Annotated in this window: 19 protein-coding genes and 2 pseudogenes; 12 read left to right on the top strand and 9 right to left on the bottom strand. The window is 58.5% G+C overall.

Features of this window, described 5'->3' with window-relative positions:
• Positions 1 to 4 precede the first annotated feature (4 nt).
• Complete coding sequence (locus JFU11_RS21015) at positions 5 to 889, bottom strand: LysR substrate-binding domain-containing protein (protein ID WP_201062007.1); 885 nt, start codon at positions 887 to 889, stop codon at positions 5 to 7.
• A 233-nt stretch (positions 890 to 1,122) separates the two neighbouring features.
• On the opposite strand from JFU11_RS21015, the gene JFU11_RS21010 reads away from it, so the two are divergent.
• On the top strand, positions 1,123 to 1,887 hold the full coding sequence (locus JFU11_RS21010; RefSeq protein WP_123719082.1) for a sulfite exporter TauE/SafE family protein: 765 nt from the start codon (positions 1,123 to 1,125) through the stop codon (positions 1,885 to 1,887).
• On the opposite strand, the gene JFU11_RS21005 is transcribed toward JFU11_RS21010, so the two are convergent.
• The gene (locus JFU11_RS21005; protein WP_123719081.1) at positions 1,877 to 2,191 is read right to left on the bottom strand and encodes a putative quinol monooxygenase; all 315 of its coding nucleotides are present in this window, start codon (positions 2,189 to 2,191) and stop codon (positions 1,877 to 1,879) included. The genes JFU11_RS21010 and JFU11_RS21005 overlap by 11 nt on opposite strands.
• Before the next feature lie 160 nt (positions 2,192 to 2,351).
• Between JFU11_RS21005 and JFU11_RS21000 the strand changes: the two genes are divergently transcribed.
• The 7 genes and pseudogenes from JFU11_RS21000 to JFU11_RS20970 all read left to right on the top strand — a co-directional run bounded on the left by JFU11_RS21000 (position 2,352) and on the right by JFU11_RS20970 (position 9,593).
• Positions 2,352 to 2,942, top strand: a complete 591-nt coding sequence (locus JFU11_RS21000) for an NAD(P)H-dependent oxidoreductase (protein ID WP_123719080.1) — start codon at positions 2,352 to 2,354, stop codon at positions 2,940 to 2,942.
• Between the two features lie 168 nt (positions 2,943 to 3,110).
• On the top strand, positions 3,111 to 4,022 hold the full coding sequence (locus JFU11_RS20995; RefSeq protein ID WP_201062006.1) for a LysR family transcriptional regulator: 912 nt from the start codon (positions 3,111 to 3,113) through the stop codon (positions 4,020 to 4,022).
• Positions 4,023 to 4,227: 205 nt separating this feature from the next.
• Complete coding sequence (locus JFU11_RS20990; RefSeq protein ID WP_201062005.1) at positions 4,228 to 5,673, top strand: SulP family inorganic anion transporter; 1,446 nt, start codon at positions 4,228 to 4,230, stop codon at positions 5,671 to 5,673.
• 219 nt (positions 5,674 to 5,892) lie between these two features.
• A pseudogene (locus JFU11_RS20985) lies at positions 5,893 to 6,722 on the top strand (SLC13 family permease).
• A 15-nt stretch (positions 6,723 to 6,737) separates the two neighbouring features.
• Positions 6,738 to 7,598 carry a MurR/RpiR family transcriptional regulator gene (locus JFU11_RS20980; protein WP_201062004.1) on the top strand — a complete coding sequence of 287 codons (861 nt, stop codon included), beginning with the start codon at positions 6,738 to 6,740 and terminating at the stop codon, positions 7,596 to 7,598.
• 1 nt (position 7,599) lies between these two features.
• Positions 7,600 to 9,057, top strand: coding sequence for a D-aminoacylase (locus JFU11_RS20975; protein ID WP_201062003.1), 1,458 nt, complete (start codon positions 7,600 to 7,602; stop codon positions 9,055 to 9,057).
• A gap of 167 nt (positions 9,058 to 9,224) precedes the next feature.
• Positions 9,225 to 9,593, top strand: a complete 369-nt coding sequence (locus JFU11_RS20970; RefSeq protein ID WP_123721354.1) for a glyoxalase superfamily protein — start codon at positions 9,225 to 9,227, stop codon at positions 9,591 to 9,593.
• A 107-nt stretch (positions 9,594 to 9,700) separates the two neighbouring features.
• Here JFU11_RS20970 and JFU11_RS20965 read toward each other — a convergent pair whose 3' ends face one another.
• On the bottom strand, positions 9,701 to 11,620 hold the full coding sequence (locus JFU11_RS20965; protein WP_201062002.1) for a methyl-accepting chemotaxis protein: 1,920 nt from the start codon (positions 11,618 to 11,620) through the stop codon (positions 9,701 to 9,703).
• Between the two features lie 260 nt (positions 11,621 to 11,880).
• On the opposite strand from JFU11_RS20965, the gene JFU11_RS20960 reads away from it, so the two are divergent.
• On the top strand, positions 11,881 to 12,552 hold the full coding sequence (locus JFU11_RS20960; protein WP_201062001.1) for a hypothetical protein: 672 nt from the start codon (positions 11,881 to 11,883) through the stop codon (positions 12,550 to 12,552).
• Positions 12,553 to 12,586: 34 nt separating this feature from the next.
• Complete coding sequence (locus JFU11_RS20955; protein WP_201062000.1) at positions 12,587 to 13,450, top strand: phosphatase PAP2 family protein; 864 nt, start codon at positions 12,587 to 12,589, stop codon at positions 13,448 to 13,450.
• On the opposite strand, the gene JFU11_RS20950 is transcribed toward JFU11_RS20955, so the two are convergent.
• Positions 13,401 to 14,840, bottom strand: coding sequence for a phospholipid carrier-dependent glycosyltransferase (locus JFU11_RS20950; protein WP_201121362.1), 1,440 nt, complete (start codon positions 14,838 to 14,840; stop codon positions 13,401 to 13,403). The two genes, JFU11_RS20955 and JFU11_RS20950, sit on opposite strands and share 50 nt — an antisense overlap.
• 475 nt (positions 14,841 to 15,315) lie before the next feature.
• Between JFU11_RS20950 and JFU11_RS20945 the strand changes: the two genes are divergently transcribed.
• Both JFU11_RS20945 and JFU11_RS20940 read left to right on the top strand, forming a co-directional pair.
• Complete coding sequence (locus tag JFU11_RS20945) at positions 15,316 to 15,825, top strand: type IV toxin-antitoxin system AbiEi family antitoxin domain-containing protein (RefSeq protein WP_201061998.1); 510 nt, start codon at positions 15,316 to 15,318, stop codon at positions 15,823 to 15,825.
• Positions 15,812 to 16,714, top strand: coding sequence for a nucleotidyl transferase AbiEii/AbiGii toxin family protein (locus JFU11_RS20940; protein WP_123721349.1), 903 nt, complete (start codon positions 15,812 to 15,814; stop codon positions 16,712 to 16,714). The genes JFU11_RS20945 and JFU11_RS20940 overlap by 14 nt, the downstream gene beginning before the upstream one ends.
• Positions 16,715 to 16,861: 147 nt before the next feature.
• Here the strand turns inward: JFU11_RS20940 and JFU11_RS20935 are convergent, their stop codons facing one another.
• From JFU11_RS20935 to JFU11_RS28165, 5 genes and pseudogenes are all read right to left on the bottom strand, one after another.
• Entirely contained in the window at positions 16,862 to 17,230 is a 369-nt protein-coding gene (locus tag JFU11_RS20935) for a DUF6124 family protein (RefSeq protein ID WP_123721348.1), read from the bottom strand.
• A 240-nt stretch (positions 17,231 to 17,470) separates the two neighbouring features.
• Positions 17,471 to 18,511 carry a DMT family transporter gene (locus JFU11_RS20930; RefSeq protein ID WP_274610050.1) on the bottom strand — a complete coding sequence of 347 codons (1,041 nt, stop codon included), beginning with the start codon at positions 18,509 to 18,511 and terminating at the stop codon, positions 17,471 to 17,473.
• Positions 18,512 to 18,738: 227 nt separating this feature from the next.
• On the bottom strand, positions 18,739 to 18,996 hold the full coding sequence (locus JFU11_RS20925; protein WP_201061997.1) for a hypothetical protein: 258 nt from the start codon (positions 18,994 to 18,996) through the stop codon (positions 18,739 to 18,741).
• Positions 18,997 to 19,031: 35 nt separating this feature from the next.
• The gene (locus tag JFU11_RS20920; protein ID WP_201061996.1) at positions 19,032 to 19,406 is read right to left on the bottom strand and encodes a DUF6124 family protein; all 375 of its coding nucleotides are present in this window, start codon (positions 19,404 to 19,406) and stop codon (positions 19,032 to 19,034) included.
• Positions 19,407 to 19,730: 324 nt separating this feature from the next.
• Positions 19,731 to 19,820 (bottom strand): annotated as a pseudogene (locus tag JFU11_RS28165) (hydrolase); the annotation flags it as partial.
• Positions 19,821 to 20,163 lie beyond the last annotated feature (343 nt).

Genomic DNA, 20,163 nt, shown 5'->3' with positions numbered 1-20,163 from the left:
CCCCTCAGGGGAGAGTCAAGGCGTTCAGCAAGGCCTGGGCATAACCGGGCAGCACGGCGAAGTCCCGGGCGCACAGCAACAGTTTGCGTCGGGCCCACGGCTCTTTCAGTGTGATGCTTTTGAACGGTGTTTCAGCTGGCCAGCGTTCGACCGCCGCCAAGGGCACGATCGCCAGCCCGGCACCTCGGGCGACCATGCGCATCACGCCATCGAAGCCATCGGCACGGATGCGGATCTGCATCCGTAAGCCGCTGTGCAGGGCTTGTTCTTCCAGATACACGGCCAAGGCGCTGTTGGCGTTCAGGCCGACGTAATCGTGGTACAAGGTGGCGCTGAAATTTAACGGTCCGGTGTCGGCCAAGGGGTGATCGCGCGGAAGGATCAGTACCAGTGGGTCGTCACGGAAATAACGGGTCTGAAGGCCGTCGGTATCCACGGCGTCAGACACGATGCCCAGGTCCGCTGCACCTTGGCGCAAGGCATGGGTGATGCGCGCGCTGGGCAGCTCTTGCAGGTCGATGTCGAGGTTCGGATGGTCGCGCAGAAAGTCTGCCAGCAACTCCGGTAGGTATTCGGTGATCGCTGTGGTGTTGCACAACAACCGCACCTGGCCTTTGACCCCTTTGGCGTATTCGGCCAGGTCCTGCTGCATACGCTCGGCCTGTTGCAAAAGAACGCGGGCGTGCTGCGCCAGAGCTTTGCCGGCGGGCGTCGGCGTTATGCCGCGACGGCCGCGCTCCAGAAAATCAGTGCCGAGTGAAGATTCCATCGCGCGGATTCGTGCGCTCGCCGCTGCCAGGGACAGATGACTGCGGGCGGCGCCGGCGGTGATGTTGCCGGTATCGAGGATGTTCAGGTAGAGGCGCAGGTCGGTCAGGTCGAAGTGCATCGGCAACCTCTGGATGTTTGTTGTCTGGACGGGCCCCTTCGCGGGCAAGCCCGCTCCCACAGGGATCTTTGGCGGACACACAATTTTGTGTTCGATACATTTCAACTGTGGGAGCGGGCTTGCCCGCGAAGGCGTCAGCAGCCACAACGAAAATTTCAGCCTCTACACAATCAAGAGGCAGCCTCAATATATGCCAGATTTTCAAGGCAACCATCAGCGCTCACCATAGCCCCATGAATACACTCGCCGCGTTCTACCAAAATTTGGGTTTGACCCTTTCCTTATTGGTCATCGCCACCTTCCTGCTGGCCGGGACGATCAAAGGCGTGATCGGTCTCGGACTGCCAACCATTGCCATGGGCTTGCTCGGTCTGGCTATGGCCCCGTCGCAGGCAGCGGCGTTGCTGATCATTCCCGCGACGCTGACCAACGTCTGGCAACTGGCATTCGGCGGACATTTGCGCAGGCTACTGAACCGGTTGTGGCCGATGCTGCTGGCGATTTTCATCGGCACGGGTGCCGGTACTTTGTGGATCGGCATGGCCGGTGGGTATTGGGTCGTGCGGGGGCTGGGGGCGGCGTTGTTGATTTACGCCTTGAGCGGGTTGTTCTTGCCGACCTTGCACATCGGCAGTCGTACCGAGCGTTGGTTCGGTCCGCTGTGCGGTGTGCTGACGGGCATCATTACCTCGGCCACCGGCGTCTTCGTGATTCCGGCGGTGCCTTATCTGCAAGCGCTGGGCTTGAGCAAGGATGAACTGGTGCAGGCGCTGGGCCTGTCGTTCACCGTCTCGACCCTCGCGTTGGCCGCCGGCCTGTTATGGCGCGGCGCCCTCGGCGGTGGCGAGTTGAGCGCGTCGCTGCTGGCGCTGATTCCGGCGGTGCTCGGCATGCTGCTGGGGCAATGGCTGCGCCAGCGGATCAGCGCCGTGTTGTTCAAGCGCGTGTTCTTCATCGGCCTCGGCGTGCTCGGCGGCCATTTGCTGATCAGCGGATAGCGGACGAAGTGCTGAGCATTTCGATTGGGCGGATATCGAAATCCCGCTCCAGATACTCCATGCGCATGTCGAGGAACTGCTTCATGTGCGGCAGGTTCGAGTGCACGTCCAGATGCGCCTGGGATTGCCAGATCTCGTAGAAGATAAACAGCGTCGGGTCCTGTTTGTCTCGCAGCATGTGGTACTCGATGCAGCCGGGTTCGGCGCGACTCGGTTCGACATAGGCACGGAAGAACGCTTCGAAGGCCGCGGCTTTTTCCGGGCGGGTCTTGGCGTGCAGGATGAAGCCTTGCAGTTCGCTCATCAGGTTCTCCTTAAAAGTCAGAATCGGCGCAAGGTTACGGCAACAATCGCTCATCGATTCGTGCGTATTGGTCAAATGAATTTTGCTGATTGAGCGCTTATTCCGCGCGAGTCGACTCGCTACTCTGCCGCCATCGAATTTCAACCTTGCGAGACTTCTCATGAAAAAAGTCCTATTGCTCAATGGCGGCAAAAAATTTGCCCACTCCGATGGTCGCTACAACACGACGCTGCACGAAGCGGCGCTGAGCGTGTTGGATCGCGGCGGTGTGGATGTGAAAGCCACGTTCATCGACGAGGGGTACGACGTCGCGGAGGAAGTCGCCAAATTCCTCTGGGCCGATGTGATCATCTATCAGATGCCCGGCTGGTGGATGGGCGCGCCCTGGACCGTCAAAAAGTACGTCGATGAAGTCTTCACCGAAGGCCACGGCAGCCTCTACGCCAGCGATGGTCGCACGCGTTCCGACGCGTCGCAGAAGTACGGCAGCGGCGGTTTGCTGCACGGTAAAAAATACATGCTGTCGCTGACTTGGAACGCGCCGCAGCAAGCCTTCGACGACCCGACCGACTTCTTCGAAGCCAAAGGCGTGGACGCGGTGTACTTCCCGTTCCACAAGGCCAACACCTTCCTTGGCATGACCGGTTTGCCGACCTTCTTGTGCGTGGATGTGATGAAACGCCCGAACGTTGAAGCCGATGTGGCGCGTTATGAGCTGCACTTGAGCGAGGTGTTTGGCTTACCGGCCTGAATTTTCCGGCTAGTATCCGTCGCAACGGCGGGAAAGATCGCAGCCTGCGGCAGCTCCTACAGATGGCGCACACCCGAAGGTTCGGGGTGGCGCGCAATCCTTGTAGGAGCTGCCGCAGGCTGCGATCCTGGCGATTCATGCCACGCTGATTAGCGAACGGGGACACACGTGAAAGCCAGATCCGATGAGTTGCAGATTTTCGTCTGCGTGATTGAATGCGGGTCAATTTCAGCTGCGGCCGAACAAGTCGGGCAAACGCCGTCAGCGGTCAGCCGCACGCTGTCGCGACTGGAGGCCAAGCTCGACACCACGCTGATCAACCGCACCACGCGGCGCATGGACCTGACCGAGGAGGGCAAGTACTTCTTCGAACACGCCAAGCTGATTCTCGATCAGATGGAAGAGCTCGAAGAGCGCCTGTCCTCACGCCAGCAAACCCCTTCCGGGCGTCTGCGAATCAATGCCGCGTCGCCGTTCATGCTGCACGCCATCGTGCCGTACATCGATGAGTTCCGCCGTCTCTACCCGGACATCCAACTCGAACTCAACAGCAACGACCTGATCATCGACCTGCTCGAACAAAGCACCGACATCGCCATCCGCATCGGCACGCTGGCCGACTCGACCCTGCACGCCCGCTCACTGGGTTGCAGCCCGCTGCACATCGTCGCCAGCCCGGCGTATCTGGAGCAATACGGCCTACCGGCCGCGGTTGCCGATCTGGCCGAACATACGCTGTTGGGTTTCACCCAGAACGAAGGCCTTAACCAATGGCCATTGCGCTATGTCCACGGTGATCGCTGGCCGATCCAGGCGTCGATCAGTGCGTCCAGCGGCGAGACAATCAGGCACCTGGCGCTGGCAGGACAGGGCATCGCCTGCCTGTCGCACTTCATGACCATCGACGACATCCGCGCCGGTCGCTTGCAGGTGCTGCTGGCGGAGTTCAACAGCGGATATCGCCAACCGATCAACGCGGTGTACTACCGCAACTCGCAACTTGCCCTACGGATTCAGTGCTTCCTGGACTTCATCCAGGGCAAATTGGCGGCTTATGCGATTGCGGATTTCAAGGGCTGATTCGTAGACAGCATCATCGTTCTTCGCGAGCAAGCCCGCTCCCACAGTGGACTTGCGTCGATTCACGATGATGGGAACGACACAGGACCAATGTGGGAGCGGGCTTGCTCGCGATTGCGTTTCTGCCGGCCCATTCACTGGCCGGCTCGCCCTCAATTCCGTAACATCCGCCCTCTCTTCTCCCGCCTGTATTTTTAGGTAAGCCATGAAACCCAAACGTCTGCGCGCCGATGTCCTGGCCGGACTCACGACCTCTTTCGCCCTGCTGCCCGAATGCATCGCCTTCGCGCTGGTGGCCCACCTCAATCCGTTGATGGGGCTTTACGGCGCTTTCATCATCTGCACCCTGACTGCGCTTTTTGGTGGGCGGCCGGGGATGGTGTCTGGCGCCGCCGGATCGATGGCCGTGGTGATTGTCGCGCTGGTGGTGCAGCACGGCGTGCAGTACTTACTGGCGACTGTGCTGCTGGGCGGATTGATCATGCTGGCGTTCGGCCTGTTGAGGCTGGGCAAACTGGTGCGCATGGTGCCGTATCCGGTGATGCTCGGCTTCGTCAACGGCTTGGCGATCATCATTGCCCTGGCCCAATTGGAGCACTTCAAGAGCGGTGAGGCCTGGCTGAGTGGCTCGCCGCTGTACATGATGATCGGGCTGGTGGCGCTGACGATGGTCATCGTCTACCTGATGCCGCGCCTGACACGTGCCGTGCCGCCAGCACTGGTGGCGATTCTGGGCGTTGGGTTGGCGGTTTACCTGCTCGGCCTGCCGACCCGCACCCTGGGCGACATGGCGAACATTGCCGGCGGTTTGCCGAGCTTCGCGCTGCCAGATATCCCCTGGAGCCTGGAAACCCTGCACATCATCGTGCCTTACGCGATATTGATGGCGTTGGTCGGCCTGCTGGAAACCCTGTTGACCCTGAACCTCACCGACGAGATTACCGAGAGCCGCGGCTACCCGGATCGCGAGTGCGTGGCGCTCGGAGCCGCCAACATAGTTTCTGGCGTGTTCGGTGGCATGGGGGGCTGCGCCATGATCGGGCAAACCATGATCAACCTCAGCTCTGGCGGTCGCGGTCGGCTGTCCGGTGCAGTGGCCGGGATAATGATTCTACTGTTCGTGCTGTTCCTTTCGCCGCTGATCGAGCGTATCCCACTGGCCGCACTGGTCGGGGTGATGTTCGTGGTGTCGCAGCAGACCTTCGCTTGGGCCTCGTTGCGGGTGCTGAACAAGGTGCCGCTGAATGATGTCTTGGTGATCCTTGCGGTGACGGTGATTACGGTGTTCACCGATCTGGCCATCGCCGTGTTGTGCGGAATCATCATTGCGGCGCTCAACTTCGCCTGGCAACAGGCCCGCGAGCTGTATGCCGACATTCATCAGGAAAGCGACGGCAGCAAACTCTACCGCCTGCACGGCACGCTGTTTTTCGCCTCTACCACGCCATTCCTCAATCAGTTCGACCCCGCCAATGATCCGGCCCAGGTGACCCTTGATTGTCGCCACCTGAGCTTCGTCGACTACTCGGCCATCGCTGCGCTGAAAACATTGCGCGAGCGCTACGCCAAGGCTGGCAAGCAGCTACGCGTGCTGCATTTGTCCGAACGCTGCAAGAAACTGCTAAAACGCGCCAGCGAGCATCACGACTGAAATCTATGAGTGATCGTTCCCACACTCGCGTGGGAACGATCAGCGTCGGGAGGATGAAAGTTCCACTATCGAATTTTCATAACTCACGACCTTCCATACCTCTGCACGACATCCCTTATCCCTCCACGAAAATTACTTTCACTTCGTTTGAAAGTAGCTCGTCGAGATGATTTATGAGTTTCACAACCCATTCGACGTGACCCTTTCGAGGAGTACCGCATGACGCTTTCCTTCGGCTATTGGCTGTTGGTTTACGCCGCCATCGCCATCATTGCGCTGATCGTTCTGATCGCCCGCTACCGGCTTAATCCCTTCATCGTCATCACGCTGGTATCCATCGGTTTGGCACTGCTGGCCGGGATGCCGCCATCGGGTGTGGTGGGGGCGTATGAGGCCGGGGTTGGCAAGACGCTGGGGCACATCGCGCTGGTGGTGGCGCTGGGCACGATGCTCGGCAAGATGATGGCCGAGTCTGGCGGCGCCGAGCAGGTGGCACGCACTTTGATCGACCGTTTCGGTGAGAAAAACGCGCATTGGGCGATGGTCTGTATCGCCTTTCTTGTAGGACTACCGCTGTTCTTCGAGGTCGGTTTTGTCTTGCTGGTGCCCATCGCGTTCACCGTGGCGCGGCGGGTGGGCGTGTCGATTCTGATGGTCGGTTTGCCGATGGTCGCGGGGCTCTCGGTGGTCCATGCGCTGGTACCGCCGCACCCGGCAGCGATGCTGGCGGTGCAGGTCTATCAGGCGTCGGTGGGGCAGACGTTGCTTTATGCGATTCTGATCGGCATTCCGCAGTGGCGATGACCACTGCTTCAGGGATTGTCGCGCCGGTGGCCGTGGGACTGGGTTATCCCCACCCGGAGTTGTTGGTGCTGGCGACGGGGGCGGGGTCGGTTATCTTTTCCCACGTCAATGACGGCGGCTTCTGGTTGATCAAGGAATACTTCAACATGACCGTTACCCAGACCTTCCAGACCTGGACGGTGCTAGAGACCATCATCTCGGTGGTCGCCTTCGGTTTGACCGTAGGTCTTTCTTACCTGCTTTAGTCGGAGCCATCCGCCATGGACATCCTCTATCAGATCCGCGCCCGTCAGGATTCCTTCAGCGCCGGCGAAGGACGCATCGCCCGGCTGATGCTCGACGACGTAGGATTTGCCGCCTCCGCCAGCCTCGACGAACTGGCGCAGCGGGCGGAAGTCAGCACTGCCACCTTGTCGCGTTTTGCCCGTACCGTCGGCTGCCGCGACCTGCGGGATTTGCGCCTGCAACTGGCCCAGGCCAGCGGCGTCGGCAGTCGCTTTCTCGACCCGGCGGGCACGCCTGAACAGTCGGCGTTCTACGGGCAGATCGTCGGTGATATCGAGTCGACCTTGCGTCAGCACTTATCTGCGTTCGATGAATCGCGCTTCGCCGATGCGGTGAAACTGCTGGGCAAGGTGCGGATGATTCACGCCTTCGGTATGGGCGGCTGCTCGACCCTGTGCAGTGATGAACTGCAAGTGCGCCTGGTGCGCCTCGGCTACCCGATTGCGGTGTGCCACGACCCGGTGATGATGCGCATTACCGCCGCCAGCCTCGGTGCCGAACACGCCGTCATCGCTTGCTCGCAGACCGGCATCACCCCCGAGCTGCTCGAAGCGGTGTACCTGGCTCGCAGCTACGGCGCCCGAATCCTCGCGATCACCCGGGCTGACTCGCCGCTGGCGCAACTGGCCGATGTGCTGTTGCCGCTGCAAAGCGCCGAGACATCCTTCATCTACAAACCCACGGCGGCGCGCTACGGCATGCTGCTGGCCATCGATGTGCTCGCTACCGAGCTGGCGCTGGCCAGTCCTGAAGACAATCAAGAACGTCTGCGACGGATCAAACTGGCCCTGGACGACTACCGCGGCGGCGACGATCACTTGCCGCTGGGAGATTGACATGACGTACGACACGCTGATCCGCAACGCGCTGATTATCGATGGCAGCAACGCCCCCGGTTACCCCGCTGATGTGGCGATTCTGAACGGTCGCATCGAGCGTATCGGCGACTTGCACGACGCTCGCGCCACCGAAGAAATCGACGCGACCGGGAGGGTGTTGGCCCCAGGTTTCATCGACGTGCACACCCATGACGACACGGTAGTTATCCGTCAGCCGCAGATGCTGCCCAAGCTCAGCCAAGGCGTGACCACGGTGATCGTCGGCAACTGCGGGATCAGCGCATCGCCGGTGAGTTTACGTGGCGAGCCGCCGGACCCGATGAACCTCCTCGGCACCGCAGCGGCGTTCGCTTATCCGCGCTTCAGCGACTATCGCGCGGCTGTGGAGGCGGCAAATACCACGCTGAACGTAGCCGCATTGGTGGGCCACACCGCATTGCGCAGCAATCACCTGGACGACCTGTTTCGCACTGCCACCGCCGATGAAATCAGTGCGATGCGCGAGCAACTGCGCGAAAGCCTTGAGGCCGGTGCCTTGGGTTTATCCACAGGCCTGGCGTATGCCAACGCCTTCTGCGCTTCCACCGACGAAGTGATGCAACTGACCGAAGAGCTGACGGCATTCGGCGCGGTCTACACCACCCATTTGCGCAGTGAATTCGAACCGGTGCTGGAGGCCATGGACGAAGCGTTCCAGATCGGTCGCCACGCGAAAACGCCAGTGATTATTTCCCACCTCAAATGTGCCGGCGCCGGTAACTGGGGGCGTAGCCCGCAACTGCTGGCGTCCCTCGAACATGCCGCGAAAACCCACCCAGTGGGCTGCGATTGTTATCCCTATGCGGCGAGCTCTTCGACCCTGGACCTCAAGCAAGTCACCGACGCCCATCGCATCACCATCACCTGGTCCACGCCGCAGCCGCAAATGAGTGGCCGGGATTTGATCGACATCGCCGCCGAGTGGGACGTGCCGTTGCTCGAGGCCGCCCGCCGATTGCAACCGGCCGGGGCGGTGTATTACGGCATGGATGAAGCCGACGTACGAAGAATCCTCGCGCATCCGCTGTCGATGGTCGGCTCCGACGGCTTGCCGGAAGACCCGTTTCCTCATCCACGGTTGTGGGGCGCGTTCCCACGAGTACTCGGACATTTCAGTCGCGACGTCGGGCTGTTTCCGCTGCACACCGCCGTGCACAAAATGACCGGGCTGTCGGCAGCGCGGTTTGGCTTGAAGGAACGTGGCGAGATTCGCGAAGGGTATTGGGCGGATCTGGTGTTGTTCAATCCTGCGACGATTCGCGATGTGGCGGACTTCAATGATCCGCAACGGGCGGCGGAAGGGATTGACGGGGTTTGGGTAAATGGAGTCTTGAGTTACAGCGAAGGTCAGGCGAACGGGAGAAGGGAAGGACGGTTTCTGGCGCGGGAAGGGGATTTGCGTGAGGGGTTTCATTGATCGGTGATGCCGAAATAATCGCAGCCCTGTAGGAGCTGCCGAAGGCTGCGATCTTTTGAACTACGTCGCATGGTGGCACATTACAATTAAAGAAAGCCGCAACTAAGCCGAAGCGCTGACATCCAGCCCAGCTACACTCTGGGCCTTTTCAGTCTGGGAGCAAATCCATGAGCTTCGGCAAAACCACCCCGATCCTGCGGATTTTCGATGAGACCAAGGCATTGGAGTTCTACGTCGACTTCCTGGGGTTCAAGATCGACTGGCAGCATCGCTTCGAAACAAACTTCCCGCTGTATCTGCAGATCTCGCGTGGCGAATGCGTGCTGCACCTGTCCGAGCACCACGGTGACGCGACACCGGGCTCGGCGCTGCGCATCGAGACGGATGAGCTAGAGTCGTTCCAGCAGCAATTGCTGGCCAAGGAATATTCTTTCGCTCGCCCACAGATTCAGGCGATGCCATGGGGCAGTCAGGACATGACGGTGGCCGACCCGTTCGGGAATCGGTTGGTGTTTACCAATGCGATTAGTGTCTAAGCGTTAGACAGCCTTCGCGGGCAAGCCCGCTCCCACAGGTAATGTGCAATCCCTGTAGGAGCGAGGCTTGCCCGCGAATGGATCTGTCATTCACCGCTGACTGAACGTCAAACGCGGAAGTGGCTCACCATCATCTGCAACTGATTACCCAACCGCGCCAGTTCGACACTGGACGCAGCTGTTTCGTCGCTGGCGGCGGCGGTCTGTTCGGACACGTCGCGTACGTTGATGATGCTGCGGCTGATCTCTTCGGCCACGGCGCTTTGTTGCTCGGCGGCGGCAGCGATCTGCTGGTTCATCGACTGGATGTTCGACACGGTGCGGGTGATGTTTTCCAGTGACACGCCGGCCTTGCGGGTCAGCGCCACGCTGCTGTCGGTCAGGGCGCGGCTGTTGTTCATCACGGCCGACACTTGTTGGGTACCGTTCTGCAGACCGGCCACCAGGCCTTCGATTTCTTCGGTGGATTTCTGCGTGCGTTGGGCCAGGCCACGAACTTCGTCGGCCACCACGGCAAAACCGCGACCGGCTTCACCGGCACGGGCCGCTTCGATGGCGGCGTTGAGGGCCAGCAGGTTGGTCTGTTCGGCCACGGCTTTGATAACGTCCATGACGCTGCCGATCTTGTCGCTTTCCTGCTGCAGCACGCTCATGGCTTCGGTGGAGCGCGCCACTTCGCTGGCCAGGCGCTCGATCTGGGCGATGGCTTCGTTGACCACTTTATCGCCTTCGCGCGCTTCACCGTCAGCGGCGGCAGCGGCTTGGGACGCTTCTTCAGCGTTGCGCGCGACTTCCTGCACCGTGGCAGTCATCTCGTGCATGGCGGTGGCCACCTGATCGGTCTCGATCTTCTGGCTGTTGACCCCGGCGCTGGTTTGCTCGGTCACGGCCGACAGTTCTTCGGCAGCGCTGGCGATCTGGGTGACGCCATCGCGGATACCGCTGATCAAATCGCGCAGGGTCACGCCCATGCGTGCGATGCCTTGCTGCAACACGCCGAGTTCGTCGCGACGGGTCACTTTGACGTCTTGGGACAGATCGCCGCTGGCGATGCGTTCGACCACGGCCAGGGTATCGCGCAACGGGCCGGTGATCTGACGGGTGATGATTACGGCGGCAATGACGCCCACTAGCAACGCCAGCAAGGTGCTGATCAGTTGCAGCGTGCGGGCCTGGGCGCTTTCGGCGTCGCGACGGTCGAGCTGGATCTGATACAGGTGGTCGCTCAGGGTCACGATGGCGGCGCCCTGATCGGTCATTTCCTTGCGCGCCTGCACCGCATCGGAGTTGGCGGCTTTATATGCTTGCAAGGCGCTGCGGTAGTTGCTCAGCGCGGTTTCCAGCTGGTGCAGAGCATCTTGCTGGGTCTCGGCGAAATACACGTTGAGTTGCTTCAGGCTAGCGATGGCCGTGTCCAGTTGGCCGACGGCTTTTTGCTCGGTCTCGGCGTTGGTGTTGGCGGTGTAGCCACGCACTTCGTAGCGAGCCAGGATGAATGCTTCCTTGGCTGCGGTGATGGCCTGAAACTGTTCGAAACGTTGGTCGCTCAGGGGCATTTGCTGCACGCGGGTGCTGATCGCTTCAATCAACTTACTGGCAGTTTCAGCATTGGCGCCCATGGCGTCGCGGGCGCTGTTACCGGTGCGGTAGGCGCTGCGCATTTTGTTCAGGGATATCTGGTAAGCGCTGATGGTCGCGCTCTGCTCTTTGAGCAGCTTGACGTTTTCCGGGCTCTTGAAACTCGACAGCAACGCTTGTTGCTGAGCGACGAAGCCGTCGAGGGTGGTCTGCACATTCTGTGCGGCGGTTTCGTCGCCGTTGGTCAGCATGTATTGCAGGCGAACTACGCGCAGCTTGGTCAGGCCGGCGTTGAGCTGAGTGATGTCGCTCATCCAGTTGCTGCGGTCAATCAACCCGCCCAGGCTCGTCCAGCCGGTCAAGGCGAGGACGCAGGTCAGCGCCAGGACCAGGCCGAATCCCAAGCCCAATTTCAGGTTCACGCTGATATTACCGAACCAGCTATTCATCAATATTCCTCCAGGAACGTTGTGCTTCTTGATCGTCGGTTGGCTGGAAGATTGTTGTTTTAAGAGCCAGCAAAGGGTTAGCAGGTCTATATCGGCGGCAATCGCGAGAGCTGAAAGGATTTTGTTGGACGGATTCTGTAACAAGATTTTTGGGCGCGTTTTAATCTTTTTTTCACATGGGTTTCACCGGCTGCCGACGCGCGCCTCTTTACCCTCGCGACATCGAATCACAATGGTGCATACCGGCGAGGCGGCTTGATGTGGAATTGAGACTGAGTCTGTTCGGGATAAAACGCTCGATCGATCTGAGCCGTTTGGCCCGTTATCGAAACGCCGCGGTTGTACTGGCATCTGCCTTGTTGGTTATTCCGCTGACCGTGTGGCTGTTGCGACCCGCCGCCGTCCCTGACCTGGCCCATGGCAACGTGGCGGGTGCCCGCGTGTTGGCGACCGGTTGGGCCAAGGGCGACATGATCGTGCTGGTCCGCCACGTCGAGCGTTGTGATCACTCCACGGCCGCCTGCCTGATCGGCAACGATGGCATCACCGATCGCTCCCGCAGCGTGGCGGTGAGTGTCGGCGCGCAGTTCGAGCATCTGGGGCTGGATCGGGCCGACATCTACAACAGCCCGGTGATGCGCACGGCGCAAACCGCCGGTTACATGTTCAACAAGGTCGGCGTCGGCGAAGACTGGTTGGTCCACTGCAGAGGCAACATGCTGCGCGATGCCTTGGCGCACAAGGTGGCTGGACGCAACCTGATTCTGGTGACCCACAGCGAATGCATGGCGCAACTCGAAAAAGATCTCAAGTTATCGACCGAGACCTTGGGTTATGGCGCTTCTCTGTTTATCTCAGCCAAAAAGTCTCAGCCGCCGCGCATGCTCGGTTTCATCGAAGCCTCCGACTGGCATTCGGTGACCACTGAATGAGCCTCACCATCATCCCTCTGGATCTGGACGTACGATGCTGACTGCTTCCCGTTACCGCTTTTACTGGGTGAACTTCGGTATTCCGCTGGCCTGCGCGGTCGTGGTGTTCCTGCTGTTTGACATGACCAAGATAGACATCGCCTTCAGCGATCTTTTCTATGATCCGGCCACACGGTTGTTTCCGTTACAGCATGTCCATCTGTTCGAAAAAATCACTCATAAATGGGCGCGGATCATCCCGAACTGGACTGGTGAGGTCGCGATGATTGGCGCTTTGCTGTCGTTTCTCTGGCCGCGCCTGAAGGCTGAAAAACATTCGAAGATCATCGCGTTCCTGGAAAAAATCAAAGTCGCGCCGGTGCTTCGGTTTGCCAGTAAACACCGTCGGGACTTCTTGTATGTGGTGTTCGCGTTTTCCATCAGCACTGGCGTTATCCATTACCTCAAGGGCCACACCAGCGTGTATTGCCCGGTCGAAACGACTCAGTACGCCGGGAAAATCGAACACAAGGAGTGGTACCAGAATTTCGATCTGCTGAAAGTCGCCGGCGACGGTCGCTGCTGGCCGGGTGGGCATGCGTCGGGCGGCTTCACCATGCTCGCGCTGTACTTCGTGGCGCGCCGCTATCGCTGGCGGTATTCCAAAGCGTTGATGCACGGGTCGCTGCTGCTCGGTTTCGTCTATGGCACGACGCGGGTTCTACAGGGGTGGCACTACATGTCCCACACCTTCTGGGCCGGAATCTTTGTATGGCTGGCATGTTTGCTCACGGCATTGGCGTTCTATGGGCGGGCGCGGCTGGAGCTGCCTGTACTGCAGAAGGCTGCGTCACCTGTTGTTGAGCCGTTTACAGGGTTACAAAGTAGTAAGCCTGACGTCCCACCTTCATGGTCTTGAGCACCTTCAAGGGCGCGGCGGGTTCATGTGAGCCGGCCATGAGCGCCACATTGGAAGGTGAAGCACGCAGAAACTCATGCAGTTGCGCCTCGGTATCCAGGCCCTCAAGCACGCGTTGGGTATAGAACACGCTGGCGCCGCCCACCCGTTCGTTGGCCTGAAACAACGCGACCTGTTGCCCGCTGGCCCGCAACGTCTGAATCTGCTCCGTCAGCGGCAGGAAGGACAGTTTGCGATCGGCATGAGGCAATGCCCATTGAGCGGCGGCAAGGTAACCACCGATCACCATGGCAAGAACGCCCATGACAACACCGCGACGGTGCCGGGCAATGACTCCCAGCCAGGTCGGGGCTTCGATATGGGTCTTGAGTCGTTCGAACAGCACGTTCGCATATTCCGCAGCCATCACCGCCGCCGCAGGCGTCATGGACATCAAGTACACCGTGCGCTTGCTCGACGCCAGGGTCAGCATGACGAACTGCGCCAGCAGCCACACCGTGAAGAACAACAGGTAACGATTGGCCATCAAGCTTTTGCGAAAATGCCACAGCCCCAGATACACCAGAATATTCCAGGGCAGGAAGGCCTCCGGCAGCTTGGCCAGGTAGTAGTAGAACGGTTCGTAATGCCCGGCCGCGGCGAAGGAACCGCTGAAGCGCCCGACGCTGTTGGTCAGCAACACTTCCCCCACGGCATGCACCCCACCGCGCTGATACAGCACCGCGAGCCAGATCATCAACGGCACCAGCCCCAGCAGCGTCAACAGGCCGGGGCGCAGCCAGTCCGAGAGTTTCAGACGCTTATCCATCAAAGTTTCGGCCGACAGGTACGCGAAGATCACCACCCCCGGCATCGCCAGCCCCAGTACACCCTTGCTCAACGTAGCGATGCTAATCCCTGAAGCAAACAGCAACGCGTGGCCGACAGTCGAGTGCCGTTGCCCCTGAAAGAACGCCAACAGCGCCATGGTCACACCAAGGGTCAGCAACGCGTCTTCACCAACGCCGCGCACGTTGCTCCAGTAACTGGCCATGGTCGCCAGCAGTATCCCCGCCGTCCACGCAACTGCCTCGGATCGGCCGAACCGCCGCAGCATCGCGTACAGCAGCATCACGCTGAACAGCCCGGCAAACGCCGACGCCAGCCGCACCGCCCAAGGCGTACCGCCAAATGCGCGAATCGCCCCGGTATCGAGCCACAAACTCAAGGGCGGCTTTTCAAGAAACGGTTCGCCGAACAAACGAGGCGTCACCCAGTCGTTATCCAGGTGCATCTGCATGGCAATCCCGGCAACCCGAGCCTCCGTGGAACCTTGTAACTGGTGATTGCCCAACGCGAAGAAAAACAACAGAGCGGCAAGCAGAAACAATGAAGAGGCAGGACGCGACATGAACTTCTGGCTACCGAACAGGGGACCGGGAAGTTTGAGCATACGGAGGGATTGCTTAACGAATGGTGAACGGCCTTGCTTTGTTATCTGGTGCCGGTGCTCGGAGCGGAATGGAGGACAGGATTCGTATTTGTACCGCTGAAGCACCCGTGCCCGTGCGTCGGTCACTTGAAATGACAGCTAACAAAACGACAGACAAAAAAAAGCCCGCGGGAGGCGGGCAAACCGTAGTTTCTTGAATGAGCGAGGGGAATGTACAGGTTGGAGTGCGGCGGTGGGGTGAAGAAAAATTCATGTTGATGGAAGTCTTCTCCGTTTTGCCCACTGCCACAGAGAGTTACTGAGAAAATCATTGCTTTGCGATGTGACTCAACAGTAAGTTACACAAAGTGAAACTTTCTGTAGAGTCATAGTTGTGCAGGCACATTCAAAATCCACCCAGCCAATGGGGCGCCTTCTCCGGAAACTGACCCATTTGGCCAGTGACGAGCGCTATCTGTTCACCCCGGACGATCTTAGGGCATTGGTGCCCGACATTTCCGAAGGCGCGTACAAAACCTTGTTGAGTCGTGCAGCCTCGGAAGGTCATCTGGCGCGAGTGTGCCGAGGGCTTTACCTGTTTGAAGCGACCATGCCGTCCAGTGGACTGGTGTTGTTTCATGCGGCCGCCAGGCTGCGTGCCATGCAGTTCAACTACATCAGCCTTGAAACAGCATTGAGTGATTGTGGCGTCATCTCGCAGATTCCCATCAACTGGATCACGCTTATGTCTTCCGGGCGCAGCAGCACTCTTTCATGCGGACGTTGGGGCACTATCGAATTTGTGCACACCCGCCAGAAACCTCAGGACCTGGTCGGTCAGCTCCACTACGACGCACGTTGCCGTCTATGGCGGGCAACACCGCAACAGGCATTACGAGACATGAAGGCGGCGAAACGAAATATGGACTTGATCGATTGGAGCGTTGCCAATGAGTTTGTTTGATGAACTGGTGGATGAGGCACTAAAAAACAAGCAGGATCTGGCGCCATTGCGGGTCGTGGTAGAAAAGGAATTACTGCACCACGACATCATGTTGGCGCTGAGTTCTGCTGGCATGCTCGCCAAGCTGACCTTTATTGGTGGTACCTGTTTGCGTGCTTGCTACGGTTCTAACCGTTTAAGTGAGGACCTGGATTTTACCGGTGGTGCAGATTTCAATCGCGAGAGTCTGACCGAGCTTGCCCATGTATTGGTCACCACACTAAAAGCCAAATATGGCCTTGAAGTTGAAGTCGGTGAGCCTATTCGTGAGGAAGGGAATGTCGACACCTGGAAACTGAAGGTTCAAACCAGACCAGGGCGCAAAGACCTGCCGGCACAACGCATTAACATCGACGTGTGCTCCATCCCGAGCTATCAGCCACAGCCAATGCAGTTGCTTAACCCTTATGGTGTCGAAATGGGCACAAGCGGTCTGATCTTACAGGCTGAAACGCGCGAAGAAATATATGCGGACAAAATCGTAGCTTTTGCTCTGCGCCCTAACCGAATCAAGAACCGTGATCTCTGGGATATGGTTTGGCTGCGTCAGCAAGGCGTAACACCACAACTGGATCTGATTACGAAAAAACTGGGCGATCATCACTGCAAGCAGGACGAGTTCTTGAGACTGTTCAAGGAGCGTTCAACGCTGCTCGACACCGATCCGAAAGTCGCTATCGAATTTCGCAGGGAGATGGGGCGGTTCCTGCCGGGGGAGTTGGTAAATCAAACCGTTAATGAACCGGCATTCTGGACGTTTTTGGTTGGGCATATACGTGATTTGTATGTGGCTACAGATAAAGCGCTGAGCGGCCATGAGAGTGTTCAGAGCTTTGGCTTCAAGATGTGAAACCGAAGGATACGCGGTAGCAGTCGCAAAAATGGGCGACCTCAATGAGGTCGCCCATTTTGTTTTTCTACGCCGAAACCTGTGTCTGTGACCGTCACATGTATCGATCCATGACAAAATTTTCATTTGATCAACGAGCGCAATCACTCAGTGAAAGACGGGAGGTTTGCCCACGGCCACCGACCCGTTCGGATCGAGATTATCCCGCGCGCGGTTAACCAAAAGTTCGGTCAACACCGTCAACTGATGAAGAGCCAGCGCCACATTGTGCTGCGAGCCTTCGAGTTGGTTGGCAAAGTCCAAAGTCATGACGTTGAGGGACGCCAGGGTTTCGCTGGCATGAGCGAGCAGGGTGGTCGTATCAACGTCGGGGCGGACGCTGAAGATGTTCCTGTTCAGGTTGCGTCGGCGGGCGCTGACGGCGCGTTCGGTGGCTTGGGGAAGTTGGGTTGGCTCGAGGGCTTCAGGCTCTGAAGTGGCCGGATTTTCAACTAATTTCAGGGTGATTTTTTTCATAAGGGCGTTCCATGGGGTTAGGGATCCTTACGCTGTTTCGGCTTGTCAAAACCGTCCGCAGGGTTTGTAGCGAAGCGTGAAGACTATCTGCCGGAAACCTTGTCCGCCAGTTCATGGAAGTCGCTACGGGTTGCGGGAAATTTCCCAGGATGACGTGGCTCCAATCTGTCAGAGAAATCCTTGTTCACTACTTTGCGTCCTGAACAACCGACGTGCCAGATACTTCTCCGTCCCAGTCGCTCAGTGTTGGTGCCTGTGATGGATATCGGGAAAATGCGGATGACTGTGCTGGATTGGAGCATGGTCGTGTAAGTGGCTATGAGGTTGAGTACCGTCCCACTCAAAGGCATGTTCATGTTGATGGTGCTCATCGTGAATATGCGGATGGTCATGTGTTTGCGGATCGTGTTGGTGTTCGTGAGAATGGCTCTCTGTAAGGTGTATCCAGACGCCAAGCCCCATCAGGCCTGCAGCAACCCAAAACACCCATGTCACTGCTTCGCCTAACAACAGGATTGAAATGGCGGCCCCCAAGAACGGTGCAGTAGAGAAGTACGCACCTGTGCGTGCTGTTCCAAGCCCCCGTAAAGCCAGAACGAATAGCACCAGGCTAACGCCGTATCCTAAAAAGCCAACGAGTAGCGCTGGCCCTAGCAGAGACAATTCAGGGAGATGCATTCCAAGAGCAATCCCTAAAACACAGTTGACGACCCCGGCGACCAATCCTTTGATGCCAGCGATGAACAATGCGTCCGATGCGGAAACCTTCCGGGTAAGGTTGTTATCGATGGCCCAACAAAAACAGGCAATCGCCACGGCGACCGGGCCAACCCAACCATGGGTCTGTGCGGAAGTTTGAGGCCAGCCCAAGAGCACGCCACCCGCCACTATTGCGATCATTCCAGCGACGATCCGCCAGTCGGCGTTCTCTTTGAAAACCACCCAGGCAAGCAGGGCGGTCAACACCGCTTCAAGGTTTAGCAACAGCGAAGCGGTGGTACCCGATGTGAGGGTAAGGCCGAACATTAAAGACACCGGCCCCAGCACACCGCCGAACGCGATAGCGCCAATGAGCCATGGCCATTCGGATATTGTTAAACCGACAGGCTGCCAGCCACGATCACGGATCAGCCTGGTGATTGTGAGACCCAAGCCGCTTCCCAGGTAAAGCAAACCGGCGAGCAAGACGGGAGAGATGTTCAGCCCCAGAACCTTGGCAAACGGTGTGCTGGCACCAAAGAGGGCTGCAGCACCCAAGGCGTATAAAACGCTTTTGTTCATCATCTGTTCCGTAGCGAAGGCATGGTTGAGAAACACGATACTCGTCATGCATGGATAGCGCATTGAATCGCAGCGGGTGCGCTGAAAAACTGGCGGGGCCCCTGAAGAACACCTGAGCGCGCGGGAGCATCGCAACATTCAAAATCCACAAAAAAGGCACCTGCGACAGGCTCGTCAGGTGCCTTTCTGCGTTGGGTGCGCGGCAACGATTCCCTATGCCGGATTCGTTAAGACGCTGCAACCTGCATCTGCAACCGCCGCCCCACCACATCCAGCAAATCGCAACCATCGCGCAGCGAAGTCACCAACACCCGCGCCAGCTCACTGTGAACGCCTTCGCTTACGGCGAAGCTCTCCAGCAATTGAGTCGCGGTGCGGATGCGGTAGGCCGCCGTTTCATGCAGAACATCCAGCGGCGCTTCGGTGTCGATCAGCAGCGACGCAATGGTGCAGTCGATACCGGTGACCGGCATGTATCGATCCATGACAAAACCTCCATTCGATCAACGAGCGTGATCACTCAGTGGCAGACGGGCGTGACCGCCGGTGTGGGCGAATCGAGGTTATCCAGCGCTCGATTGATCAACATCTCGGCCAGCACGGCCAGTTGCTGAATCGCCAATGCCACGTTGCGATGCGAGCCTTCGAGCTGGTCGGCCAGGTCGGTGGTCATGACGTTCATGGAGGCCAGGGTTTCGCTGGCGTGAGCGAGCAAGGTGGGGGTGTCGACGTTGGGGAGGATGGTGAAAATATGACTCACGGGATCGGGCTGTTTCGGGTCGCGCAACCGGGCGCTGACGGCGCGTTGGGTGGCTTGGGAGAGTTGGGTCAGGTCGAGGGTTTCGGGTTCTGAAGGGGTATCGGTTTCTGGGGGATTGGGGGTGATCTTCTTCATGGTGGAGCTCCTGCGTTGTTTGAGGAGCTGCCAACACCCTGCTGTCAAACAGTATTGGGTGGCAGCTATACGCGGGTTGACAGACCGGAAACGCAGGAAACCGGTGCATCCGAAGATGCCCCACGCACAGCCGCCATGAAAAAGCTGCATGCGCGCAAGCATGCCGTTTTATCAGGAAGAGTGGAAGTTTCCGGTTTTCAGCCTGTCAAAGCCGATCGCTGATTTGCAGCGACACCTGAAGGCTATCCTCGATGAGCAGCGCCCGCTAGTTCATGGAAGTCGATGCGTTTTGCGGGAAATTTCCTAGGACGGAATGGGGGGGCAGCCGAATTGTTTCTGGAAGGAGGTTCTGGATTCGTCGTGGCGTTCGACGGTGGCGACGCAGGGCAGGGTGTCGATGAGTGTTTGGATGCCAAACCCCAGATGCAACAAAGCCCACACTTGGCGGGCTTTGTTAGCTTCGATTGGTGGGCCGGGGTAAGTTGAATTGGTTCTATAGGTTGATGATTTTTGAGGTAAATATCAGGTTGATTTTTTGAGTTGGAATACCAATTGGAATACCGTTTAAATCACCCCGGGTTTTCTAGACACCTTGCAAGCTCGCTGGACTGACCCCTAATCGGGGTACTCTCTGCCTTGCGAGGTAGTTCCCGTTCTCTTGGTCGTTGCAACTCAGACGAAACGGGTGGTGAACCGTTATCATGAGGGCAATCTTCGCCCGAACCTCTGTGGTTGGGTTTTCAATTTTTATCACGCA

The organism is Pseudomonas sp. TH37 (assembly GCF_016650735.1).
In the GTDB taxonomy this organism is placed as follows: Bacteria; Pseudomonadota; Gammaproteobacteria; order Pseudomonadales; family Pseudomonadaceae; genus Aquipseudomonas; species Aquipseudomonas farris.
This window is presented reverse-complemented; position numbering and strand designations above follow the sequence as displayed.

Bases quoted from the DNA above. Each gene is read 5' to 3' on its own strand.
- JFU11_RS21015 (WP_201062007.1), bottom strand. From the start codon at position 889: ATGCACTTCGACCTGACCGACCTGCGCCTCTACCTGAACATCCTCGAT.
- JFU11_RS21010 (WP_123719082.1), top strand. From the start codon at position 1,123: ATGAATACACTCGCCGCGTTCTACCAAAATTTGGGTTTGACCCTTTCC.
- JFU11_RS21005 (WP_123719081.1), bottom strand. From the start codon at position 2,191: ATGAGCGAACTGCAAGGCTTCATCCTGCACGCCAAGACCCGCCCGGAA.
- JFU11_RS21000 (WP_123719080.1), top strand. From the start codon at position 2,352: ATGAAAAAAGTCCTATTGCTCAATGGCGGCAAAAAATTTGCCCACTCC.
- JFU11_RS20990 (WP_201062005.1), top strand. From the start codon at position 4,228: ATGAAACCCAAACGTCTGCGCGCCGATGTCCTGGCCGGACTCACGACC.
- JFU11_RS20980 (WP_201062004.1), top strand. From the start codon at position 6,738: ATGGACATCCTCTATCAGATCCGCGCCCGTCAGGATTCCTTCAGCGCC.
- JFU11_RS20975 (WP_201062003.1), top strand. From the start codon at position 7,600: ATGACGTACGACACGCTGATCCGCAACGCGCTGATTATCGATGGCAGC.
- JFU11_RS20970 (WP_123721354.1), top strand. From the start codon at position 9,225: ATGAGCTTCGGCAAAACCACCCCGATCCTGCGGATTTTCGATGAGACC.
- JFU11_RS20965 (WP_201062002.1), bottom strand. From the start codon at position 11,620: ATGAATAGCTGGTTCGGTAATATCAGCGTGAACCTGAAATTGGGCTTG.
- JFU11_RS20955 (WP_201062000.1), top strand. From the start codon at position 12,587: ATGCTGACTGCTTCCCGTTACCGCTTTTACTGGGTGAACTTCGGTATT.
- JFU11_RS20950 (WP_201121362.1), bottom strand. From the start codon at position 14,840: ATGTCGCGTCCTGCCTCTTCATTGTTTCTGCTTGCCGCTCTGTTGTTT.
- JFU11_RS20940 (WP_123721349.1), top strand. From the start codon at position 15,812: ATGAGTTTGTTTGATGAACTGGTGGATGAGGCACTAAAAAACAAGCAG.
- JFU11_RS20935 (WP_123721348.1), bottom strand. From the start codon at position 17,230: ATGAAAAAAATCACCCTGAAATTAGTTGAAAATCCGGCCACTTCAGAG.
- JFU11_RS20930 (WP_274610050.1), bottom strand. From the start codon at position 18,511: ATGAACAAAAGCGTTTTATACGCCTTGGGTGCTGCAGCCCTCTTTGGT.
- JFU11_RS20925 (WP_201061997.1), bottom strand. From the start codon at position 18,996: ATGGATCGATACATGCCGGTCACCGGTATCGACTGCACCATTGCGTCG.
- JFU11_RS20920 (WP_201061996.1), bottom strand. From the start codon at position 19,406: ATGAAGAAGATCACCCCCAATCCCCCAGAAACCGATACCCCTTCAGAA.